The organism is Caballeronia udeis (assembly GCF_044909315.1).
GTDB lineage: Bacteria > Pseudomonadota > Gammaproteobacteria > Burkholderiales > Burkholderiaceae > Caballeronia > Caballeronia udeis_A.
This window is the reverse complement of sequence record NZ_JBIYEB010000063.1, coordinates 1-22,153: the sequence shown is the minus strand read 5'-3', so window position 1 is coordinate 22,153 and position 22,153 is coordinate 1. Positions and strand designations below refer to the sequence as shown.

The following is a 22,153-nucleotide window of genomic DNA, read 5'->3' as shown; positions in this document are numbered from 1 at the left end:
CAAGATCCATGAAGCCTTCCTGAAGTTCGCCGTTTGCCTCATCTGTTGGAGTGCTCTCAAGCGATCTGTTCAGCCTTTTTGAAACCGTCTCTTAGGGTAGAGCGGTTTGAAAGCGTTTTCTTTGCTTCGTTTCTTTGTCGCTTTGGACAAAGAAATGACGCGTGCCGCCACGCGCAGTGGCTAATAGTGATAAAGAGAAAATCCGACTCTCGCAGACCGCTAAGGCCGAAAGCAGCAACCCGGCACTGACTCCGACCGTTAACGCTAGAACCTGGCACCCCGGCACCAACCCCGACCACTACCCCCACAACCTGACACCCCGACCCTGCCCCTCTGCCCCCCGCCGCGCGAAACCCCCACCAAACCACTGTTCCGTTTCAACACGTTTTCCGGCGCGGGTGTTCCGGAACGGAACGATTGATCACCCTCTGCGCCAAGCGAAAAACCCGCTTACCCTCTGCTCATCTGCAAGACGCCGATTGGCACGCATCTCGCAAGTATGTTCCCACCGGTCACGGCAATCATCGCCGCGACGGTCATTCTCACCGACATGCGAGGAGCACGCACATGAATCACGCCGAGATGCAATTTTTGAACACCGACTTCCCCTATAAAAAGCAGTATGGCAACTTCATCGGTGGTCAATGGGTCAAGCCGGTAGGTGGTGAGTATTTCGATAATATTTCGCCGATCACTGGCGAACCGTTCACGTCCATCCCGCGCTCGCGCGAAGCCGATATCGAACTCGCGCTCGATGCAGCACATAAAGCCAAGACCGCCTGGGGCAAGACCTCGCCCGCCGAGCGCGCGAACATCCTGAACAAGATCGCCGACCGGATGGAAGCGAACCTGACGCGCATCGCGGTCGCGGAAACCATCGACAACGGCAAGCCGCTGCGCGAAACCATGGCCGCGGATATCCCGCTGGCGATCGATCATTTCCGCTATTTCGCCGGTTGTGTACGGGCTCAGGAAGGCTCGATTTCGCAGATCGATGAAGACACCGTTGCGTACCACTTCCACGAGCCGCTTGGCGTGGTGGGGCAGATCATTCCATGGAACTTCCCGATCCTGATGGCGGTGTGGAAACTGGCGCCCGCGTTGGCCGCCGGCAATTGCGTAGTGCTCAAGCCCGCTGAACAGACGCCCGCTTCGCTACTGGTGCTGATCGAGTTGATCGAAGATCTATTGCCGGCCGGCGTGCTGAACGTGGTCAATGGCTTTGGGCTGGAGGCGGGTAAACCGCTGGCATCGAACAAGCGGATTGCGAAGATTGCGTTCACCGGTGAAACCACGACCGGCCGCCTGATCATGCAATACGCCAGCCAGAACCTTATTCCGGTGACGCTTGAACTTGGTGGCAAGAGCCCGAACATTTTCTTCGCCGATGTCATGAGCGCCGACGACAGCTACTTCGACAAGGCGCTGGAAGGCTTCGCCATGTTCGCGCTGAACCAGGGCGAAGTCTGTACCTGCCCGTCGCGCGTGCTGATCGAAGAAAGCATCTATGACCGCTTCATGGAACGCGCGCTCAAGCGCGTGGCGGCGATCAGCCAGGGACATCCGCTCGACTCGAAGACAATGATCGGCGCGCAAGCCTCGCAGGAGCAGCTCGAAAAGATCCTGTCGTATATCGATCTCGGCAAGCAGGAGGGCGCTGAATGCCTGATTGGCGGCGAACGCAATGCGCTCGACGGCGAGTTGAAAAACGGCTACTACATCAAGCCGACCGTCTTCCGCGGTCACAACAAGATGCGCATCTTCCAGGAGGAAATCTTCGGGCCGGTAGTGTCGGTGACGACGTTCAAGGACGAAGCGCAAGCGCTGGAAATCGCCAATGACACGCTCTATGGCCTCGGTGCGGGCGTGTGGACGCGCGATGGGACGAGAGCCTACCGTTTCGGCCGCGACATCCAGGCTGGCCGTGTGTGGACCAATTGCTATCACGCGTATCCGGCGCATGCGGCATTTGGCGGTTACAAGCAATCGGGCATTGGCCGGGAAAATCACAAGATGATGCTCGACCACTATCAGCAGACGAAAAACCTGCTGGTGAGTTATAGCCAGAAGCCGCTCGGTTTCTTCTGATCGAAGCGGTTGTCTGATCCGAATGGCGGGCCGCTTTTGCGGCTCGCCCTATTGTTCGTTCAGTGGAAACCCTTATGACCGAAGCAGAAGTTTCGCGCGTGGTCGCCACGCCGGCGGCGATCGAGTTGATCGGGAAGCTGAAGGCCGAACACGGGCAAGTGTTGTTCCACCAGTCCGGCGGTTGTTGCGACGGCAGCGCACCCATGTGTTTCCCGGTCTCCGACTTCATGGTCGGTTCGTCGGATGTGAAGCTTGGCGAGATAGGCGGCGTACCGTTCTACATGAGCGAATCGCAGTTCGAGTACTGGCAGCACACTCAGTTGATCATCGACTGCGTGCCGGGCAATGGCGGCATGTTTTCGCTGGAACGCCCCAGCGGGTTGCGTTTTCTGACGCGCTCGCGTCTTTTCGACGACGCGGAATCTGCCTGGCTCGAGCGTCATCCGGTGGAGCGCGTTACAGGTTAAACATGGGCTCAAACGCAGGGTTAAACACGGAGTTAAACACGGTAGCAGTGGTACATTGTCGCGATTGACCACGCGACGGGCGGAGCTTGTGAGACGCTCCCTCCGCGAATGCTGGCGGAGGAGACAATGGTTATGACCCCGGTTTCTATCGACCGTTCAAGCGGATCAGGTCGATCCGCGCTGCTGGCCGGCGAACCCGCCGGCCATATGGAAGGGCTGGATATCATCAGGCAATCGCACGAACGTTCCCGCAGCTTCGGCCTGACGGACACCATGCGTCCCGATTACGGCGTGCTCGGCGAAGCGGATCTCATACTCAAGCGCGAGCAGAACCGCGCGCTCTGCACGCATGCGCTGCCCGTCATAGAAACGCTCTACGGGCAGATTGCCAATACGCACAGCATGGTCGTACTGACCGACTCCCAAGGGCTGATCCTGCATTCGCTTGGCGACGACGATTTCCTCGCCCGCGCCGACCGCGTCGCGCTGCGTCCCGGGGCGTTGTGGAGCGAACAGCAGCAGGGCACCAACGCAATAGGCACGGCCATTGCCGCCGGCGACGCCACCATGGTGTTCGGCGATCAGCATTACCTGCGCGCGAACCGGTTTCTCGCGTGTTCCAGCGTGCCGATTCTCGATCCCTTCGGTGAACTGCTAGGGGTTCTCGACGTAACCGGCGATTGCCGCGGTCATAGCCGCCACACGATGGCGCTCGCGAAGATGTCCGCGCAGATGATCGAGAACCATTTGTTCACCAGTGCCTTTCCCGAAGCATTGCGAATCCATTTTCACGGACGCCCCGAGTTCATCGGCACGTTGATGGAAGGCCTTGCCGCGTTCAGGGCCGACGGCCGGTTTTTATCGGCGAATCGCAGTGCACAATTTCAATTCGGCTTGCCGTTGGCTTCGTTGCGCGCGCATAGCTTGTCGTCCTTGTTCAACGTCTCGTCGGGTGAACTGGTCGACCGGATTCGCAGCAGCGCAGGCACGCCTGTCGAGCGCACGATTTCGCTGCGGCTGCATAGCGGCGTCAACATATTTGCGAGCGTGGACCTGAGGCGCTCCACAGCCGTTGCACTCTCGGCAGATACGCACGATGTCATCGACGTCGTCCCCAGCAAACGCATGCCGGAACCGCAGCCGAAACTCTCCGGCCTGCGTTACCTGATGACAGGCGACGCTCAGGTCGCGGCCCTTGTTGAACGGGTACGCAAGGTTATCGGTAAAAACATTCCGATTCTTATCGGCGGCGAGACTGGTACCGGAAAAGATGTCCTGGCGAGCGCGGTGCATCGTGATTCACCGCGCAGCGGCGGGCCGTTCGTTGCCGTGAACTGTGCGTCGATCCCCGACACGTTGATTGAAGCGGAGTTGTTCGGTTACGAGGAAGGGGCGTTCACGGGGGCATCGAAGCGCGGTGCTTGCGGCAAGATTCTGCAAGCCGATGGCGGCACCTTGTTCCTCGATGAAATTGGCGATATGCCGTTCTCATTGCAAAGCCGTTTGCTGCGTGTACTGCAAGAGCGCACGGTGACGCCGCTTGGCAGTACGCGAGCCGTGCCCGTGGATTTCGCGCTGATCTGTGCGACCAATCGCAACCTGCGCGAACGCGTTACCGCAGGAGAGTTTCGCGAGGATCTTTATTACCGGATCAACGGGTTGCTCGTGACGCTGCCACCGCTGCGTCAGCGCACCGATCTGGCTATGACCGTCGAAAAAATTCTACGCGGCGAGCGTTTGACCGGTGCACCCATCAGGGTTTCACCCGAGGTGCTGGCGGCATTCACGCGGCATTCGTGGCCTGGAAACTTCCGCCAACTTGCGAACGTGCTGAGGACCGCATGCGCCATGCTCGACGACGATGAAACGTGCATCGGCCTGGATCATCTGCCGCAAGATTTCTTCGATGACGAGCGTGATGCCGGGGCATCGGCAACGCCAACGAAGGACAGCGTGCGCCTGGACGATCTCGCGTTGTCGGCTGTCGCGGCAGCGCTCGAGACACACGCCGGCAATGTCTCGGCGGCGGCGCGGATGCTTGGCGTCTCGCGTAATACGCTTTACCGGAAGATGGCAGCGCTCGACGAAACGCGGCGCCGGTAGCGGCGCCGTCAGGTGAGACAAACGTCTCATCAGCATCGATGGTGCAATGCAGTGTGATCTCCCGGAATACGCGTGCTAAAACGTCACCATGCGTTTAGTTTTCGGGTGGCAGCGTGTCATGAATGGCGCGAGCGCACCGAATCCGCCGGAGGCTCTTCATGCCGTATGTTTCGCAGACCAGACACATCGATCGCGTGCGCAACGTGATAGAAGGCCGCATGAGCAGCCACGGTGCCGATGCGTCGCGGCTCGCGTCTTCGTACAGGCGGTCACTGGAGCAATATCATCTCGACCCGGGCGCGACTATCGGTCCGCGCATCCTGACCGTTCCCGAATTGCGCGATATCCAGCAGCGCGAAGAAAGCGTACTGCGTGCCTCCGGTCAATGTCTTTCGCGACTGCATGAAACCGTACGCGAAGCCGACTACTGCGTGATGCTGACTGATGCCGCGGGTGTGACTATCGACTACCGGGTGGATCGCGATCGCCGCCATGAATTCAAGCGTGCGGGTTTGTATCCCGGTTCGTGCTGGTCGGAACGTGAAGAGGGAACATGCGGCGTGGCGTCAGTGCTGCTCGACGCCGAGGCGATTACCGTCCACAAGACCGACCACTTTCGTGCGGCATTCACCACGCTGACGTGTAGCGCATCGCCTATTTTTGGTGTGCAAGGCGAGTTGATCGGCGTGCTCGATGCGTCCGCGGTGCGTTCGCCCGAAGAGCGCGAAAGCCAGCGGCTGGTCAACCATATTGTGCGGCAAAGCGCGTTGCTGATTGAGGACGGTTTCTTTCTCAACGCGACCACGCATTGCTGGGTCTTGCTCGCGCACCGTAGCCGGCACTATGTTGAGGCGCAGCCGGAAATACTCATCGCGTTCGATGCTCGCGGTTATGCGATTGCGGCGAACCGGCGTGCGAAGGAATGTGTGCCGGGACTGGATCAGTTGCCGCGCCATGTCACCGAACTCTTCGATATTCGCGCAGAACGCCTGCTCGATGCACGCCCCGGGCGCGATCTCATCTCGTTCAGATTGATTGGCTCGGGTTCGCCGCTGCATGCGCGTGTCAGGCAGCCTGTTGTGCGCGCTTCCCGAAGCCCGGCACCGGCACCACGCGAAGCCATCAAACCAGCGCCGCAACCCGAGTTGTCGGAAGGCGAAACCTTGGAACGCACCCGCATTGTTGCAGCCATGACCGATGCGAAATGGCGACCCTTGATAGCGGCGCACGCGCTGGGCATATCGCGTGCGACCTTGTACAGGCGTATAGAAAAATTTGGAATAGTGGCGCCTCACAGGCGCTAGCAGCAGATAAGCATTTTTATTTTAGCGGGCAAAGAACCCGTCCTTTTTTAATCGATACCAGTCGATAGTTAGTGATCCGTATATCATGGAGGAGCGACCATGTCTGAGCAGAACCCGAACCAAACCATCTCCAACATCCTGGAGGCATTCGAAGCCGCGCTCAAGAGCGGCGACACCGCGGCCGCCGTTGCGCTATTCCAGCCCGATGGTTATTGGCGTGACCTTGTCGCGTTCACCTGGAACATCAAGACCATGGAAGGCCGCGAGCAGATTGCCGCGATGCTGGATTCGCAGTTGGCCACGGTCAAGCCGTCGAAGCTCAAGATTGCCGATAACGAAACGGCGACTGAAGCAGATGGTGTGACGCAAGCGTGGATCACGTTCGAGACCGGCGTTGCACGCGGCACGGGTTTTATCCGCGTGAAGGACGGGAAGATCTGGACGCTGCTCACGACCATGACCGAACTGAAGGGCCACGAAGAACCGAAGGGCTTCAAGCGGCCGATGGGCGCCGAGCACGGCGCGCGTACCAACCGCACCAGCTGGAAGGAGAACCGGCAGACTGAGCTGGAGACGCTCGGTTATGACAAGCAGCCGTATTGCCTGGTCGTGGGCGGCGGGCAGGGCGGCATTGCGTTAGGCGCGCGGCTGCGGCAACTGGGCGTGCCCGCAATCATTGTGGATAAGAACGAGCGGCCCGGAGATGCCTGGCGTGCGCGTTATAAAACGCTGTGCCTGCATGATCCGGTCTGGTATGACCACATGCCGTATCTGCCGTTCCCGGACAACTGGCCGGTGTTTTCGCCGAAGGACAAGATTGGCGACTGGCTCGAGATGTACACGAAAGTGATGGAGCTGAACTACTGGGGATCGACCACGTGCAAGTCCGCCAGATACGACGAGGCTGCGGGCGAATGGATTGTGGAAGTCGAGCGCGGTGGAGAAAAGCTGACGCTTCGGCCGAAGCAACTCGTGCTTGCAACCGGCATGTCGGGTAAGCCGAATCTGCCGAAGTTCAAGGGCATGGATGTGTTCAGGGGCGAGCAGCATCACTCGTCGAAACATCCGGGACCGGATGCTTACAAGGGCAAGAAGGTGGTTGTGATCGGCGCCAACAATTCCGCACACGATATATGCGGTGCGCTGTGGGAAGCGGGTGTGGACGTGACCATGGTGCAGCGTTCATCCACGCACATTGTGAAGTCTGATTCGCTCATGGATCTGGCGCTGGGCGATCTTTACTCCGAGCGCGCGGTGGCGGCGGGCATGACCACGATGAAGGCCGACCTGACGTTTGCATCCATTCCGTACAAGATCCTGCACGAATTCCAGATCCCGGTTTACAAGGCGATCAAGGAGCGTGATGCGGAGTTCTATGACCGGCTGAAGAAGCGGGGCTTCATGCTCGATTTCGGCGATGATGACTCGGGGCTCTTCATGAAATATCTGCGGCGCGGGTCGGGTTATTACATCGATGTGGGCGCGGCGGACCTTGTTGCGGACGGCAAGATCAAGCTGAAGAGCGGCGTTGATGTGGTGGAGTTGAAGGAGCATTCGGTGGTGCTTAGCGACGGCAGCGAACTTGAAGCGGATCTGGTTGTGTACGCGACCGGTTATGGATCGATGAACGGCTGGGCTGCGGACCTCATCTCGCGCGAGGTGGCGGATAAAGTGGGCAAGGTGTGGGGATTGGGATCGAATACGACCAAGGACCCGGGGCCGTGGGAAGGTGAGCAGCGCAACATGTGGAAACCTACGCAGCAGCAGGCGTTGTGGTTCCACGGCGGGAATTTGCACCAGTCGCGACATTACTCGCAGTATTTATCGCTGCAGTTGAAGGCGCGGATGGAGGGGATTCCAACGCCGGTGTTCGGGTTGCAGGAGGTGCATCATTTGTCGTGATGCAGGGTTGTGGCCGGCGGGGGGCGATTGTTTATCGATTGCGGCCGGCCACGCGCCAGTAGTGGGAGGCATCTAATGGTGGGCCAGTCGAGTTGACTTTTGCGGCGCACGAAGTAGTAATCTTCGTCATTGGATAGGGAGCAAGGGTAATACGATCAGCTAACAATACAACTTGAGGAGCCGGGCCAATGGGAAGCACCAGCGCAGTTGCGGCGGCCGCGGTCGCCTTCGTGGGCGGCCACTTTCTTTTGTCCCATCCGCTGCGCAGGCGTTTGGTCCAGGCAATTGGCGAGGGGGGGTTCCTGGGCGTCTATTCGCTGGTTGCAATCCTGACGTTCGGCTGGATGATCCTGGCATACCGCAACGCGCCCCTGACGGCACCGCTATGGCCGGCAGGAAATGTTCTCTGGGCGGTTGTGACCGTAGTCATGCTGGTCGCATCAATTCTCCTGATGGGCTCTCTGATCCGCAACCCGGCGCTTCCCACGAGCGGCCAGCCTGCCGCATTCCCGGAAACGGCGCGCGGCGTGTTCGCGGTGACACGTCACCCGATGAATTGGTCGTTCGCCCTTTGGGGGCTGAGCCACATCGCAGTGTTCCCGGTGACCAAGAACATCATCGTCGCAACGGCTATCGTCATTCTCGCGCTCGTTGGCTCCGCATTGCAGGACCGGAAGAAGGAGCGGCTGCAGCCCGATCTCTGGCCCGTATGGGAGTCGAAGACGAGCTACCTGCCGTTTGCTGCGATCGCCGCCGGCCGCGCGCGGCTGGGCGGGTTTGGCCCGCACGCCATCTTGGGCGGCCTCCTTGTCTGGCTTGTCTCTACCTGGGCTCATCTCCCGCTCGCTGGTTGGGCTGCGGGAATCTGGCGCTGGCTGTAGCCGCATTTGTAGCGACGTTATGTCTATACGTAGCGCATCTCTTCGAGGTCCGCGATCAGTCCCGGACCCGTTGGCCGCCATGCCAGTCGTTCCTGCGTAAGCGTGCTGGATGCGGGCATGTCGCGGCCGACGAATGGACTAAGCCAATCGAAGTGCGCGGGTGCATCCGCGGCCGTAATGCTCTTGACCGGTACGTTCAGACCACGGCCAATGACTTCAGCAATGGTCCGCAGCGGTATGCCCTCTTCGGCGACCGCATGGTATCGGCTGCCTGCCACGCCTTTCTCCAACGCCAGAATGTAGAGGCGGGCTGCGTCGCCGAGGTGCACTGCAGCCCAGCGGTTGAGTCCGTCGTCGACATAGGCAGAAACGCCTTTCTTTCGAGCCAGTTCAATCATGGGACTGATGAGCCCCTGCTTAATGGGATTGTGGACTTGCGGAAGGCGCACCACCGACACGTTGACGCCACGCTGTACTAACGCAACACCGGCTACCTCCGACACCTTGCGGGGGTTCGGCTGATCAGGATTAAAGTTGTCTTCAATAGCGGGCCTGCCGTGCGCGGAGGCACCCAGCATGGCAACGGAGGTAATGACGAAAGGGCGGTCCGAGCCGTGCAGCGTGGAACCCATTGCTTCTACAGCTTGCCGGTCTGCCTCGCAGTTCGCCAGGAACTTCGAAAAGTCGTGATTGAAAGCCGTGTGGATGACGCCGTCAGCCAGTTCTGCGCCGCGGCGCAGGCTGTCGAGGTCCTCAATATCGCCGCGATGCACTTCGGCTCCAACGGAGGCGAGCGACCGGGCGCCCTCTTCCGAGCGCGTCAGTCCAAGCACCTGATGGCCGGCATTGATGAGTTCGTGAACAATGGCCGTACCCAGAAAACCGGTGGCGCCGGTAACAAAAATACGCATGATGAATTCGCCTTTAGGTGGGTCGAGGGCTGCAGTCGCAGTCCAACGATGCCTAATGTAGGTTGTGCCCGTCATACGATCAATGTCGTATAGTCCATATTTTTGGATCAATCGTCTGGAAATCGTATGGACCCACTCTCAGAACTGTTGTCTTTGCTGAAGCCTCGAAGCCTTGTATCGGGCGGCGTTGCGATGAACCGCAACAGGGCGATTCAATGGCCAAAACATGACGGGATCAAATGCTATGCCGTGGTCTCCGGTCAATGCTGGTTATCTGTGGATGGCGTTACCGATCCCGTGCTTCTCACGGCTGGCGAGTGCTACCTGTTGCCGCCGGGGCCACCTTTCCGCCTTGCCACTGACCTCTCGGTAGAACCGGTTGACTTCAAGCTGCTGCGTGTAGCGGGGGGATTAAGTACGGATGTCTCCGGCAGCGGAGAAGAGGGTTGTTATCTCGTCGGCGGCCACTTTCTACTCAGCGGTGACCACGCCGACATGTTGTTGGGCTCGCTGCCGCCTATCGTGCATATCCGCAAGGAGTCGGACAAGGCGGCGATGCGTTGGTCGCTGGAGCGCATGACCGAAGAGGTACGCGACCGGCAACCGGGGGGATCTTTGATTGCTCAGCAACTCGCCTACATGATGCTGGTTCAGGCACTGCGACTGCATTTGGCCGACAGGGCGAATGCAGGCGTTGGCTGGCTCTTCGCGTTGGCAGATAAACAGCTGAGCGCAGCACTGACCTGCATGCACGATGACCCGGGACATCCGTGGACGTTACAGACGCTGGCTGCGCGTATAGGCATGTCACGCTCGAATTTCGCGCTGCGCTTCAAGGAGACGGTTGGAACTTCACCCATGGAGTACCTGACACGCTGGCGAATGCTGTTGGCATGCGATCGGTTGAAGAATTCAGATGACTCAATTCCTCGTATTGCCACGTCGCTGGGCTATGAGTCCGAAAGCGCGTTTGGTAAGGCTTTCAAACGCGTCATAGGCTGTTCCCCAAGGCAGCACAGCCGGCAGACCACGTCTGCCAAGTCGCCGCCATTGGCCGGGGTTGGACTTTGATTTGAGCAATGGTTGCTGCAGGAGACCCTGTTCCGACCTGATCTGATGACGGTCAATTCACCTGGTCAAAGCAGGTTTGGAAGGACGCGCGGGAATCCATCCACGGACTCGGCCTGCAGGAAGACCATCGCCTTTGGAAGGCTTCTTCACCGCTGCGTACTCAGGTGTTGTCCCGGTTACGAACTCCCGGTTCGTGGTGTGACAATCAATCAGTAACTCGCCACCCCATGGTGCTGTTGCCCTGCACATCAATCGCCGCTCAACCAAAATGGAACAGACCATGCATCGCCATATCTATCTTGCGGCTATTCCCGTTGCCTTTGCAGCGGGCTTGTTTGTGTCTCACCTGAGCACCCCGGCTCGAGCTCAGGCGCCGGATAACAAGGTCACGGCGCAAATCATAGATCTGGCGGCGCTGACTGATGCTGATCTCGGCGCACAGATTCCGAGCATGGGAACCTTGCGTTCAAAGGGCCTGGTAGTGACGCCGAACGGAACCATTGCGGTTCAGACGGGCAACGTGCCAAGGCATACTCACATGGGCTCCGACGAAATCCAGTATGTGATTTCGGGAAGCGGCACTTTCTGGCTTGGAAATGAGCAGCGCCAGATTCACCCCGGGGACCTGATCATTATCCCGAAGGGGACGGTCCATGCCGGAGCCCAGGCGACAAGTGGAGAGTTCAAGGTTCTCTCGATCAAATTGCCGCCGCAAGCGCCGGGCGATATGCAAATGGCGCCCTGAGACGTGAGCGCGGTACTGGAGAGTTGATACGCGTTCTTCGCGGCAGAGCAGATACGATATTCGGTTCGAACGACCAGTTCCGGTCAAGCTCGTACCACGGTGAATATTTACAGAGGAATCCAAATAGATAATCAATCGATCTGAACCCACCGGCCAGAATCCGGGCACACAATGACCCGTGAGTCGTTCAACCGGACTTGCTCTTCATCAATTTGCAGCGCGGTTGAAGGGGAGGTGTCGAAGGTCATCCCAAGTGCTTGTCCAACATGGGCGTCTTCAATGGGCAACTCCCACGTCAGGAAGATTTGGGTCCAGTCCCGGTCCGGCGGGAAGTCCGCCACACTAAAACCGCGGCTGTGGCGTTGAATGACGCCATGAGGCTGGCCGGTATCGAATATCACAGCCGTACCCCGGGTCAAAGGGATTCGATGACCCGTTGAGGGGAAATGCAAGTCCAGACCCTTGTCTTCGCTCATGAAGAGATTGCAAAAGGCCGCACCGCCATATTGCGCACCGTCATGGTGGTACTTCGCGCCGCGGCAGGCCATGAGCGCTACGTCGCTGGAGGCAAGCACCTCGGGCAGTCCAAGCGCGCATGTCCAGTCTGACACCGCTTGTACGCAGCGCTTATAGTCCGGCCAGCGCACTCGCGCTCGTGCCAAAGGCATTTCCTCTACGTCCCCGGGTTCAAGGACCACGCGCGTTGCTATCTCCCTTTCCCAATCCGCTAGCAGACGTGCAGAGGGTACAGGCACGTCGACCACACCGGTTAGCACGATGTCACTCACGCCACGACTGCGGATAGCGTCGCCGCTCCAGAAATAGGAAGTGAGGATGTCTCGCATTCGATGCTGTTGAGGAAGGTAACTCATCCATTGTAATAGGGCTGCTGGCGCAGGTCATATCCGTTAGGCGACGGCTTACAGAACCATTCGGTCTTACTGAGTCAAACCTTGACGGAGTGGTACTCCTGAATCTAGAATTGAGACAGACCTGTCTCACCTCTTGACGCCCTTATGTCACCACCTCGCACCAGCTCGGACAAGCGCCAGCACATCATCGAAACCGCTTATACGTTGTTCAAGCGCGCGGGCTTTCACGCCACGGGCATTGACCGGATCATCGCCGAGGCCGACGTGGCCAAGATGACGATGTACCGTCATTTCCCGAACAAGGATGGTCTGATCGTCGAGGTACTGGAATATCGTGCCAAGCGGTTCAAGCACCAGCTTGACCGTCTGGTGGAAGAATCCACCAGTCCAAAACGGAAAATCGAGAAGATCTTCAGTTGGTACAAGCGCTGGTTTCGGAGGCCCGATTTCCACGGATGCCTGTTCGCGCACGCTCTGGCTGAATTCGGGGACCCCGCGCATCCGGTGTTCCAGGTCGCTTTCAGGCAGAAGAACGAGCTCAAGCGGCGGCTACGCCAAATCCTCGAAGGGACTATGCCCGGCAATCAGGCCGAGAGCGCTGCGGCGGCGCTATTGATGCTCATTGAAGGGGCAACCCTGATGGCAGAGATGGGGCAGGGAGATGCCGCCATTCGTAACGCCTGGAAGGCAGCTGCCACGATCATTGCTTCGCCGGGAGTACCGCGATGAGTCTGGCGGTCATCGGTCTCGCGCTCTTTGCTGCAATCATGCACGCGACATGGAATGCTTTTCTTCGCACAGGCGCCGACCGTCTTTGGTCCGTCACCGTCATGAGCTTTTCGAGTACGGTCGTGGCCGTCCCGTTTGCGATTTTGCATCTTCCGACGCCTCATGCCTGGCCGTATGTCGTCCTCTCGGCCTGCCTTCAAGTCACCTACAGCGTATTGCTTGTAGCGGCCTATCGATACGGAGAATTAGGACAGGTCTATCCGATCATTCGTGGCAGTGTACCGCTGCTCGTTACGCTCGGCGGGTCCTTGATCGCTCACCAACATCCCACAATTCCGCAGGCCATTGGCGTTACGCTTGTTGCAGTCGGAATCATGAGTCTTTCCTTGGGGAAAGGCCGGGCGCCAACCGCGTCTATCCTGTTTGCTCTTGCCACGGGAGTCATCATCGCAAGCTATGCGACTGTCGATGCGATCGGTGTCCGACAGGCAGGAAGCAGTGGAAGTTACACCGCATGGGTTCTGGTGATCTACGGCGCTTTGCTGCCCGCCACCTTTGTCGGTTTTCGGGGGAAGCTCACCGTCGATTTTCGGGCAACGGAAACCTTGAAGGCGTTAGGTGGCGGGTTGTTCTCGCTCGTATCCTACGGTGTGATAGTGGCGGCCTTCGCCTTGGGGCCAGCCGGCCCTATTACGGCGATCCGGGAAACAAGCGTCGTTTTCGCTGCATTGATCGGGTGGCTCTTTCTCAGGGAGACGCTGACGCCTCGGCGTATCGCGGCTTGCGTCGTTGTTGCGCTCGGGGCCATCAGCATAGGCTACCGTTCGTAACCACGGTTAGACCCCGGCCGTTGCAGATTTTATAAGTTCCGCAGTGGTACTCCGAAGGATGAACCCAATGCCCGAGTCCCCTTCAGTTATACGTGTTGCTGCTGCTCTCGGCCCAGGGTGTAGTAGTGTCGAAATACATAATGCAACGGTTTCCATCGCTCGACATCTATCCGACCGGCACCCCGTGCATTGCATTGACCGTGACTTTTACCCCGGCGTGTTTTCCACCGTAGAATTGTATTGATAACTCAATCCACTAAAGGTCAGGGTGGGTCGTGCCGTTATCAATACCGTATCGTTGGTCGAACACAGCGGGGTAAGCGATGCTATCCATGCGGTCATTCCAGCGCGTGCTGGTCCTGAGCATCGTTCTTGCCGGTCTTGGCGCCGGCGGGGAGGCTGCATCTCAGGTCCCGCCGGCGGGTAACGCCGGGCAGGGAAGAGTCTTCTTTCAACAAAACTGCGCCATGTGCCATGCCGACAGCCTGGGGCCTGGAAACGCAGCGGTCACGCGTCAAGGCCCCAGCCTCGTGGGTGTTTTTGGTCGGCGTGCCGGTTCTCTCCCGAACTTCAACTTTACGCACGCCTTGAGCGGGTTAGGCGTGACCTGGGATTCAACCACCCTGGAGCACTTCCTCGCGAATCCAATGGCGATTGCGCCGGGCACCACCATGCCGGTTGCCGTCGACAATTCCAGCGATCGCCGCAACGTGATTGCTTACCTCTCCACGTTGACGCTTCCGTCGCAGGCATCCACGACCGCCAACTTGACGTCCGCTCCTTCGCCTGAAACCGACCCAGGCGATTGGCGTCATGCCGCCCCGGGTGTCAAGCATCACATCACGCTGGCGGATTTGCCCGCACCCTATAGCACCACGTCGTCAGGAAACGGTCCGGAAGTGGTGAAGCAGCCCGCCAATGCCTCGTTGTCCGTTCCACCGGGGTTCAAGGTTCAGTTATTCGCGAAGGGTCTGTCGAATCCCCGCATAGTGCGTGTCGCGCCCAACGGCGATATCTTTGTCGCGGAGACGGCCGCGAATCGCATCAGGGTATTGCGTGCCGCCGACGGAGCGCAGACGCCATCCGGCAATCAGATATTTGCTGGTGGCCTGGACCGGCCCTTCGGTATCGCCTTTTATCCGTCGGGAAGCCATCCTCAATGGATTTACGTAGCGAACAACAACTCGATTGTCCGTTTCCCGTATCAGAGCGGAGACCTTAAGGCGAGCGGCACGGCGCAGGTCGTCGTGCCAAATCTGACGGACAGCGGAGGCGGCCATAGCACGCGCGATGTGGCCTTCTCGCTGGACGGCAAGCGCATGTTCATTTCCGTTGGTTCCGGGTCGAACGTTGCCGAAGGCATGAGTAAAAAGAGTCCCCAAGACATCGCCCGTTGGGACGCCGAACACGGACAGGGTGCGGGATGGGATGCTGAAACCAATCGCGCCACCATTCTCGTGACTGACCCCGAAGGCCATGAACCTCTCCACACCTTTGCGACGGGTATTCGCAATGGCGCAGGGATCGCAGTGGATCCGAATACGGGCGAGTTGTGGACTGCAACGAACGAGCGTGATGGCCTGGGCGACGATCTGGTTCCGGACTACGTCACCCGCGTGAAAGCGGGCGGATTCTACGGTTGGCCCTGGTACTACATGGGTGATCATGAAGATCCTCGCCACGCGGGCGAACGCCCCGATCTTGCCGGGAAGACGCTCACTCCCGACGTTTTATTGCAGTCGCATTCGGCCCCGTTGGAGATGTGCTTCTATACGGCAACAACGGGCGCCGCAGCGTTTCCGGCCGAGTATCGGGGAGACGTTTTCGTGGCCTCCCACGGCTCATGGAACCGAAGCTCGCGCACCGGCTATAAGGTGATGCGTGTGCGTCTTGATCACGGGGTTCCGACCGGCGAGTACGAGGATTTTCTCACCGGTTTCGTGGTGAGCGAGCGTAGCGTTTGGGGCAGACCCGTGGGCGTGGCTGTTGCTCACGACGGAGCGCTGCTCGTGACCGAAGACGGCAACGGCACACTGTGGCGCGTCGCCTATGCGGGCCGCTAACCAATCAAAGTCATCAGCGGCTGCGCGCAGTCACGCTGCCGCACGGCTCGTCTTGCCAAGCGAGCGGCTGTTCTCCTAAGCGCTTTTTCGCTTCTGTCAAAACTGCCACGTTAGCGAGCGCTAGCTGACCAAGTCCTCCTTCTATAGTGGAACCTGACCATCGCGATTTTGTGGAACGCTTCTGGAGTGTGCTTAGCGCCATCCGTTCGGACGATACTGTTTCGATGGAACCGGCCCATCGAAAAAATCTGGCATTCTATGTCGACCTCAAAACACGAACGCAGTCACGCCCGCTTGCTCCGACATGCCAAATTATCTCGATGCTTCAGCTCTTACCCAGATCGCGTTGCGCGCAGAGTCGCTGGCCGCAGGACCATGCAATTGCACGCGGACTCCGCTCGACGGCTGGAACTCGCAACCGGTTTCTCTCGACGAAGGGCGGCTTGAAGAAATAGGCACGCTTGTGGTGGATGATGATCCGGAGCCTAGCTATCGGGAACACCTACCGGGTGATCTTGATTATTGGTCCCCCAATGCCCCCATCGCGCCGCATTTTTTTCCGTATAACCGATGCAACATATGGCAATGCACGCAATGCAGCCGGCTTTATCTTCGGTACACGGAAGGCGGGGGTTATTTTGTTGACCGTCGAATTCGCGCTGTGAATTCGGCTTTGATCCAGGACGTTCCTTTGTGAATGGCTAAGGGCATTTCCTAAAAGCAGCCCTTAACCGATCCACTCAGTGGCCGAACGCGAACGACCGCCTCGGCCGCCTTGATACGTTCACCTTCACCGCCGCGGTATTCAGATTCGAGCCTGGCGAAGGCGCTCGCGAATCATTGTCCGCGCTAGTGACGATGCTCCCCGCTTAGCGGCATTTTCCTGACTTATCGTCATAGCAATTAATCAAAAAACGAAACAACTGCCAAGTGCATTGCAGCAAACATCAATCGGCTCCAGCTTTTATATGCTATTCCGCGATACGGATGTCAATCCAATGTTGCGAACGGGAGACACAAAAAATTAAAACAGATCACTGGTTAATTTGACGGAAATATTATCGCCCTTGCGATCAAAAATCGCGCTTGAACTACTGGCGTTACATACACCAGTAGTTGCCCAACAAATCAATAGGGGGAGATACTCTGTGAAGAAAACTACCAGCGCCATTGGCGGCGCATTGATCGCCATTGCTGCCCAATCCGCTTTCGCGCAAAGCTCGGTCACCCTGTATGGCATTGTGGACACCAGCGTCCGCTATCTCACCAACGCCGATGCGAATAACGACAACCAGGTATCAATGGGCGTTGGCCCGATCACCGGCAGCCGTTGGGGCTTGAAGGGATCTGAGGATCTGGGCGGTGGCCTGTCCGCAGTGTTCCGGCTAGAGAACGGCTTCAACCTCTGGAACGGCCAGCTTGCGAGTTCGAATACGCTCTTCAACCGGATGGCTTATGTCGGGATTTCGAGCAACCAGTATGGCACCGTCACCTTGGGCCGCCAGAACACGCCGTTGTTCGACCAGTTAGGGAATGTCTACGACCCGTTGACCGTGGGTAACTACGATCAGGACGGCTGGTTGCCCGGCGCACTTGGCTACGGCCTGCGCCAGAACAACTCCGTCAAGTACAACGGCCAGTTCGGCGGCGTCAACGTGGAGGCCATGTACGGCTTTGGTAACGTGGCGGGCAGCGTTGGCGCGAGCAACATGTACGGCTTGACGGCGTCGTACACATTCGCCGGCTTGTCTCTTGATGCGGGCTTCCAGCAGAACAGCGACGTGCACAACAACAAGTTCAACGTTGTCAACGTGAGCGCTGTCTATGCATTCAGCACGGTCAAGGCATTCGCGGGCTGGCTGCATTCGCAGGACAATACCGGTATGGTCGACATCTTCATGTCGGCTGCAAACTCACCGGCTGCCAACTTCGCGGCGCCTGTGACGAACACCAACCGCATTGACGACGGCTTGTACGTTGGCACGACCTGGCAGGTCACGACGCCGTTGCTGTTGACCGCGGCGGCCTACTACGATCACTCCCGCAATGCGCTGGAAGCCAATGGAACTACGCTTGGTCGAGGCGTTCGTTATTCGGGCGTGCTGCTTGCCGAATACTCACTGTCCAAGCGGACGGAAGTGTATAGCACGGTCGACTTCATCCGTGGCACCGGCGCGGCACAGGCAGACTTTCCGGGACGCAACAACCAGACCGGCGTTGCAGTCGGCCTTCGCAACATATTCTGATGCGGGCTGCCCGGTTTGCCGCCGGGCATGACGCTTCCGAACCAACGGCGCGCACTCAATGCAATGGTGCGCGCCGGTTTTTCTTGAGGCACCAGGGGCGGCAGTACGTCATCAGATCAATAGTTCGACCGACTGCAGCACGTGGCGTGTTTCCGGCAAACTCGAGTCGCATCCTTCGCGAATCGTTTCGATCATGCATTCTATAAAGCACTCGGACGCGGCACTCGCGGGATGACCGGTACGCGAGATGACGCTGACCATGGCGTCGTCCAGTTGCTCGCGCAACGGAATGGCGCACAGTCCTTCCTTGGCCGCACTGACCTCAACCAGCGGCCACGGAAATACGCTGACCATGTCGGTCTTCTTGAGCAATGCAATTGCAATGGAAAGCGAGTGCGTCAGGTGAATCTTGCGCGGCACCGGCACGTTGTATCGAGTGAAGACGTTATCTGCTAGGGCATTTTCGCTCACCGGGTCCCAGGTCAACACCCAGTCCAGATCGCTCATATCCGCTAGCGAATGGCAATTCGCTCGCGGATGTCCCTCGCGAGCAACCAACGCGCAGGTCGACGAAAACAATGGCCGATACTGAAATTCAACACCGAATGCCCCAGGCTCCGGCCGGCCGACAAAGAAGTCGAGGCTGCCGTCCCGGAGGCGCGGATTGGCGACCGACAACAAGCCTTCGAAGAATTCCAGGCGGATATCGGGCATACGCTCGCAAAAACGCGTGACTGTGTCCGCCAGGAAGGTCATGGCAATCCATGGCGTGACAGCCACCGTGAGTTTGCCCTGCGTGGCGCCCCTCAGCGCGTTCATGGCCTCCTGGGCACGTGTCATCTGCCCTGCCATCAGCCGGGCGTGAACCAGCAGCGCCTGGCCGCTCTCCGTGAGCGTGACGCCTGACGACGTGCGCACCACCAGCGACATCTGCACGCTTTCCTCAAGTTGGCGCAGACTCTTCGTGATAGCCGCCGGGGAGGCTTTCAGAACGCGCGCCGCACCGCGCACACCGCCTGCTTCGGCAATGGCAATCAGCGTGCGGAGTTGGTGAAGTTTCATACGCTCTCAATGTAAAGGCGGGTTCGCACAGGGTGTTCACATCTGGTTGCCACGTTCACGATTCTAGCTCTCCCGCCCCGTTTTCTGTCGCGCTACGGTAGCGTCACCCGATCGAGTTCCAACGCTAATCACGGACCCACGCGAATGACTGTTTCTATCGACATGCTCGCCAGCCACGACGAAACGATCCCGTTGCGTCATGGCATCCATGCGCGTCCCGTGCTGACGAAGCATCCATGCGACGCGATAGTGCTCGCGCTGCAGAGGACAGTCTCGCGAAACGTCGCACCGCTCGACATGACATGAACGCAGGCCGGCTTGCCAGCCGCTCAAATTGATTCAACACTGACGGGGAACTCCATGAAACACGTAACGCTCGCAGCCTTTTGCGCACTGGTGATGTTGCCCCTTGCTGCCTTTGCGCAGGATAAACAGGTCATTCGCTTTGGCGTTGACCCGAGCTATCCGCCGTTCGAGTCGAAGGCGCCGGATGGATCGTTCACGGGTTTCGACATCGACCTGGGCAACGCGATCTGCGCGCAGCTCCATCAGAAGTGCGTGTGGGTCGAGCAGAACTTCGACGGCATGATCCCTGCTCTCAAGGCGCGTAAGTTCGATGCCATACTTTCAGCGATGTCCGCAACGCCGGCGCGGCGTGAGCAGATTGATTTCAGCCACCGTCTTTACAACAGCAGCTCGGCATTGATTGCGCGCTCCGGCTCGAACCTTCAGCCGACCGCGCAGGCGCTGCAGGGCAAAAGCGTAGGCGTTGTGCAGGGCTCGACCCAGGAGAGTTACGCGAAAGCGGAGTGGGCGCCGAAGAACGTGACGGTGGTGTCGTATCAGACGCAGGACCAGATCTATCAGGACCTCGTGACGAACCGTCTTGATGCGGCATTTCAGGCCGCTGTGCAAGCTGACTTTGGTTTTCTGAAGACACCGCAAGGCAAGGGTTTTGCGTTGGTGGGCAAGCCGGTAGGGGATAGTCGCGTGGCGGGTGATGTCGCTATCGGCATACGAAAGGGCGACACGCCGATGGAAACGCAGATCAACCAGGCCATTGCCGCGATACGTCAGGATGGCGTGTATCAACAGGTGGCGGCGAAGTACTTTAACTTCGATATTTACGGCGATTGAGCGTCAGGACTCAGCCCATTCTTTCTTGTAGGGAGTCAGGTATGTTGGAGACCGTAGCTGCTCGTCTTGCCCGGGCCGTCACGCCGCAATTGAGGGAAGACTTTCACCGCGATGGCGCGGTTTGTATTCGCCAGATCTTCACGCAGGAAGAGGTTGCCTTGCTGCGCGCGGGTATTGATATCAACCTGCAAGCGCCTAGTCCACGTGCGAAGGTTGCCAGCCGTCCCGACGATCCGGGCTGGTTCTTCGAAGACTTCTGCAACTGGCAGGAGAACGCTGCGTATCGCCAGTTTATTTTTCATTCGGCGGCACCCGCGGTTGCCGCGACGCTGTTGGGGAGCGAGGCCATACGGCTTTACCACGATCATCTGCTGGTGAAGGAGCCGAATACCCGGCAACGCACGCCATGGCATCAGGATCAGCCCTACTACAACATCACCGGCCGCGATAACGTCAGCATGTGGATTCCGGTCGATCCTGTTTCTCAGGAGTCGAGGCTGGAGTTTGTCGCGGGGTCGCATCTTGGACCTTGGCTGATGCCGCGTACGTTCATGGACAATCAGGCCAAGTGGTTTCCTGAGGGCAGTCTCGCGGATCTGCCGGATATTGAGGCTGATCGCGGGGCGTATCCGATCATCGGCTGGGCGCTCGAGCCGGGCGATATGGTGTGCTTCAACATGCTCACCCTGCATGCGTCGGGTGGGGTGAGCGGGCAGACACGGCGGCGTGCGTTCTCGGTTCGCTTTATTGGCGACGATGTTCGACATGCACCGAGACGTTGGCGTACTTCGCCGGAGTTTCCGGGTCTCGCGAAGACGCTGGCGGAAGGTGCGCCGATGGAGCATCCGCTGTTTCCTATCGTCTGGCCGGGGGCTAAATCGGGCGGTATCGCCAACACGCAGTGAGGTGAATCGCGTCTTTAATCCGCTGATCAGGAATGACCAAGCATGGGATACCGGGGCGATTCGAACCATTGTTGTCCTTGCTTTTAAGCGATGCTTAGTGCGGCGCATGAGTGCGTCGCTAACACCTAAGCGCGAGTTCGTCGGCTTCATCGAGCAGCCGCTTTGCCGACCGGGTGCGCTTAGTACCTTTCTCCCAAGATCCCGCCGATCTGGCGAACAGGCCGCATACAGGCAACCACCCATCGCGAGCACTGCAGCGACCTGTCAGTCGGATAGTGCTGCAACCACTGCAGAACCCTGGCCACGTCTCTTGCAAGGCTCAGGGAAGGCGTGCTCATCGCATTGGCTTTCGTCACGCTGCGTCACGCCACGTGGCTGCGCTCATCGTCGAATTCGGCCCGCTTCTCATCCTCTTTTCATCCGCTTTTCATCTCGCTCCAAGTCTCGAAGTACCTTCCAAATACATTCAAATATTATTTTTATGGAGATATTTCGTAATGTTTTTGATAGTATTTTGTCGGCTTACTGCGGACTGGACATTTCCTTCCGGATTAAAGCATCCCCCGGGCCTCTGTTCCCGGTCATGAGAATTCGACAATAAAAGGACGTGTAGACAGCACGATGAAAAGCAGCCCCTATTTCACCCTCGTGGCGGCCATATCCGCCTCCACGCTTCTGCTGGTTTCTTGCGGCGGTGATTCAGACAACCACCAGCCCGCCTCCACAATACCCACACAGGACGCTGATATGTATTTGACCTGTCCAGTGGTTTATAAAGGATTCTGGTTCGTACAATGTGTTGGTAGCAGAACGGACGGCATGCCGACGGTTGATCAG

The 22,153-nt window shown here is 58.6% G+C and carries 20 protein-coding genes; 17 read left to right on the top strand and 3 right to left on the bottom strand.

What is annotated here, in order from left to right:
• Positions 1-567 precede the first annotated feature (567 nt).
• From adh to ABH944_RS43810, 6 genes are all read left to right on the top strand, one after another.
• Positions 568-2,088: an aldehyde dehydrogenase gene (gene adh / locus ABH944_RS43835; RefSeq protein WP_404615564.1), complete on the top strand. Its 1,521-nt coding sequence runs from the start codon at positions 568-570 to the stop codon at positions 2,086-2,088.
• Positions 2,089-2,162: 74 nt separating this feature from the next.
• A complete protein-coding gene (locus ABH944_RS43830) occupies positions 2,163-2,555 on the top strand; it encodes a DUF779 domain-containing protein (protein WP_404615562.1) in 393 nt (130 codons plus the stop codon).
• A 132-nt stretch (positions 2,556-2,687) separates the two neighbouring features.
• A complete protein-coding gene (locus ABH944_RS43825; RefSeq protein WP_404615561.1) occupies positions 2,688-4,658 on the top strand; it encodes a sigma-54-dependent Fis family transcriptional regulator in 1,971 nt (656 codons plus the stop codon).
• A 158-nt stretch (positions 4,659-4,816) separates the two neighbouring features.
• On the top strand, positions 4,817-5,962 hold the full coding sequence (locus tag ABH944_RS43820) for a sigma-54-dependent Fis family transcriptional regulator (RefSeq protein WP_404615559.1): 1,146 nt from the start codon (positions 4,817-4,819) through the stop codon (positions 5,960-5,962).
• Positions 5,963-6,061: 99 nt separating this feature from the next.
• On the top strand, positions 6,062-7,864 hold the full coding sequence (locus ABH944_RS43815) for an NAD(P)/FAD-dependent oxidoreductase (RefSeq protein WP_404615557.1): 1,803 nt from the start codon (positions 6,062-6,064) through the stop codon (positions 7,862-7,864).
• A 188-nt stretch (positions 7,865-8,052) separates the two neighbouring features.
• Complete coding sequence (locus tag ABH944_RS43810) at positions 8,053-8,745, top strand: NnrU family protein (protein WP_404615555.1); 693 nt, start codon at positions 8,053-8,055, stop codon at positions 8,743-8,745.
• Between the two features lie 23 nt (positions 8,746-8,768).
• Here the strand turns inward: ABH944_RS43810 and ABH944_RS43805 are convergent, their stop codons facing one another.
• On the bottom strand, positions 8,769-9,656 hold the full coding sequence (locus ABH944_RS43805; protein WP_404615553.1) for an SDR family oxidoreductase: 888 nt from the start codon (positions 9,654-9,656) through the stop codon (positions 8,769-8,771).
• A 126-nt stretch (positions 9,657-9,782) separates the two neighbouring features.
• Here ABH944_RS43805 and ABH944_RS43800 point away from each other — a divergent pair, with 126 nt between their 5' ends.
• Positions 9,783-10,727 (top strand): AraC family transcriptional regulator, encoded by a 945-nt coding sequence (locus ABH944_RS43800; protein WP_404615551.1) that lies wholly within the window; start codon positions 9,783-9,785, stop codon positions 10,725-10,727.
• A 280-nt stretch (positions 10,728-11,007) separates the two neighbouring features.
• The gene (locus tag ABH944_RS43795; RefSeq protein ID WP_404615549.1) at positions 11,008-11,472 is read left to right on the top strand and encodes a cupin domain-containing protein; all 465 of its coding nucleotides are present in this window, start codon (positions 11,008-11,010) and stop codon (positions 11,470-11,472) included.
• 131 nt (positions 11,473-11,603) lie between these two features.
• On the opposite strand, the gene ABH944_RS43790 is transcribed toward ABH944_RS43795, so the two are convergent.
• Complete coding sequence (locus ABH944_RS43790; protein ID WP_404615547.1) at positions 11,604-12,317, bottom strand: hypothetical protein; 714 nt, start codon at positions 12,315-12,317, stop codon at positions 11,604-11,606.
• A gap of 171 nt (positions 12,318-12,488) precedes the next feature.
• Here ABH944_RS43790 and ABH944_RS43785 point away from each other — a divergent pair, with 171 nt between their 5' ends.
• The 5 genes from ABH944_RS43785 (at position 12,489) to ABH944_RS43765 (ending at position 18,212) form a co-directional block, all read left to right on the top strand.
• On the top strand, positions 12,489-13,073 hold the full coding sequence (locus ABH944_RS43785; protein ID WP_404615545.1) for a TetR/AcrR family transcriptional regulator: 585 nt from the start codon (positions 12,489-12,491) through the stop codon (positions 13,071-13,073).
• Positions 13,070-13,903: an EamA family transporter gene (locus ABH944_RS43780; RefSeq protein WP_404615543.1), complete on the top strand. Its 834-nt coding sequence runs from the start codon at positions 13,070-13,072 to the stop codon at positions 13,901-13,903. The genes ABH944_RS43785 and ABH944_RS43780 overlap by 4 nt, the downstream gene beginning before the upstream one ends.
• Positions 13,904-14,235: 332 nt before the next feature.
• Positions 14,236-15,966 carry a PQQ-dependent sugar dehydrogenase gene (locus tag ABH944_RS43775; RefSeq protein ID WP_404615541.1) on the top strand — a complete coding sequence of 577 codons (1,731 nt, stop codon included), beginning with the start codon at positions 14,236-14,238 and terminating at the stop codon, positions 15,964-15,966.
• A gap of 304 nt (positions 15,967-16,270) precedes the next feature.
• Entirely contained in the window at positions 16,271-16,663 is a 393-nt protein-coding gene (locus ABH944_RS43770; RefSeq protein WP_404615539.1) for a hypothetical protein, read from the top strand.
• A 451-nt stretch (positions 16,664-17,114) separates the two neighbouring features.
• Positions 17,115-18,212, top strand: a complete 1,098-nt coding sequence (locus tag ABH944_RS43765) for a porin (RefSeq protein WP_404615536.1) — start codon at positions 17,115-17,117, stop codon at positions 18,210-18,212.
• Between the two features lie 111 nt (positions 18,213-18,323).
• On the opposite strand, the gene ABH944_RS43760 is transcribed toward ABH944_RS43765, so the two are convergent.
• Complete coding sequence (locus tag ABH944_RS43760; RefSeq protein ID WP_062086577.1) at positions 18,324-19,274, bottom strand: LysR substrate-binding domain-containing protein; 951 nt, start codon at positions 19,272-19,274, stop codon at positions 18,324-18,326.
• Between the two features lie 144 nt (positions 19,275-19,418).
• On the opposite strand from ABH944_RS43760, the gene ABH944_RS43755 reads away from it, so the two are divergent.
• From ABH944_RS43755 to ABH944_RS43740, 4 genes are all read left to right on the top strand, one after another.
• Positions 19,419-19,580: a hypothetical protein gene (locus tag ABH944_RS43755; RefSeq protein WP_404615534.1), complete on the top strand. Its 162-nt coding sequence runs from the start codon at positions 19,419-19,421 to the stop codon at positions 19,578-19,580.
• Between the two features lie 54 nt (positions 19,581-19,634).
• Complete coding sequence (locus tag ABH944_RS43750; RefSeq protein WP_404615532.1) at positions 19,635-20,411, top strand: ABC transporter substrate-binding protein; 777 nt, start codon at positions 19,635-19,637, stop codon at positions 20,409-20,411.
• Between the two features lie 41 nt (positions 20,412-20,452).
• On the top strand, positions 20,453-21,316 hold the full coding sequence (locus ABH944_RS43745; RefSeq protein ID WP_404615530.1) for a phytanoyl-CoA dioxygenase family protein: 864 nt from the start codon (positions 20,453-20,455) through the stop codon (positions 21,314-21,316).
• Between the two features lie 621 nt (positions 21,317-21,937).
• Positions 21,938-22,153, top strand: a 216-nt coding sequence (locus tag ABH944_RS43740; protein WP_404615528.1) for a hypothetical protein, incomplete at its 3' end; no start/stop codon positions are given.

Coding starts and splice junctions, on each gene's coding strand:
- adh (WP_404615564.1), top strand. CDS start 568: ATGAATCACGCCGAGATGCAATTTTTGAACACCGACTTCCCCTATAAA.
- ABH944_RS43830 (WP_404615562.1), top strand. CDS start 2,163: ATGACCGAAGCAGAAGTTTCGCGCGTGGTCGCCACGCCGGCGGCGATC.
- ABH944_RS43825 (WP_404615561.1), top strand. CDS start 2,688: ATGACCCCGGTTTCTATCGACCGTTCAAGCGGATCAGGTCGATCCGCG.
- ABH944_RS43820 (WP_404615559.1), top strand. CDS start 4,817: ATGCCGTATGTTTCGCAGACCAGACACATCGATCGCGTGCGCAACGTG.
- ABH944_RS43815 (WP_404615557.1), top strand. CDS start 6,062: ATGTCTGAGCAGAACCCGAACCAAACCATCTCCAACATCCTGGAGGCA.
- ABH944_RS43810 (WP_404615555.1), top strand. CDS start 8,053: ATGGGAAGCACCAGCGCAGTTGCGGCGGCCGCGGTCGCCTTCGTGGGC.
- ABH944_RS43805 (WP_404615553.1), bottom strand. CDS start 9,656: ATGCGTATTTTTGTTACCGGCGCCACCGGTTTTCTGGGTACGGCCATT.
- ABH944_RS43800 (WP_404615551.1), top strand. CDS start 9,783: ATGGACCCACTCTCAGAACTGTTGTCTTTGCTGAAGCCTCGAAGCCTT.
- ABH944_RS43795 (WP_404615549.1), top strand. CDS start 11,008: ATGCATCGCCATATCTATCTTGCGGCTATTCCCGTTGCCTTTGCAGCG.
- ABH944_RS43790 (WP_404615547.1), bottom strand. CDS start 12,317: ATGCGAGACATCCTCACTTCCTATTTCTGGAGCGGCGACGCTATCCGC.
- ABH944_RS43785 (WP_404615545.1), top strand. CDS start 12,489: ATGTCACCACCTCGCACCAGCTCGGACAAGCGCCAGCACATCATCGAA.
- ABH944_RS43780 (WP_404615543.1), top strand. CDS start 13,070: ATGAGTCTGGCGGTCATCGGTCTCGCGCTCTTTGCTGCAATCATGCAC.
- ABH944_RS43775 (WP_404615541.1), top strand. CDS start 14,236: ATGCGGTCATTCCAGCGCGTGCTGGTCCTGAGCATCGTTCTTGCCGGT.
- ABH944_RS43770 (WP_404615539.1), top strand. CDS start 16,271: ATGCCAAATTATCTCGATGCTTCAGCTCTTACCCAGATCGCGTTGCGC.
- ABH944_RS43760 (WP_062086577.1), bottom strand. CDS start 19,274: ATGAAACTTCACCAACTCCGCACGCTGATTGCCATTGCCGAAGCAGGC.
- ABH944_RS43755 (WP_404615534.1), top strand. CDS start 19,419: ATGACTGTTTCTATCGACATGCTCGCCAGCCACGACGAAACGATCCCG.
- ABH944_RS43750 (WP_404615532.1), top strand. CDS start 19,635: ATGAAACACGTAACGCTCGCAGCCTTTTGCGCACTGGTGATGTTGCCC.
- ABH944_RS43745 (WP_404615530.1), top strand. CDS start 20,453: ATGTTGGAGACCGTAGCTGCTCGTCTTGCCCGGGCCGTCACGCCGCAA.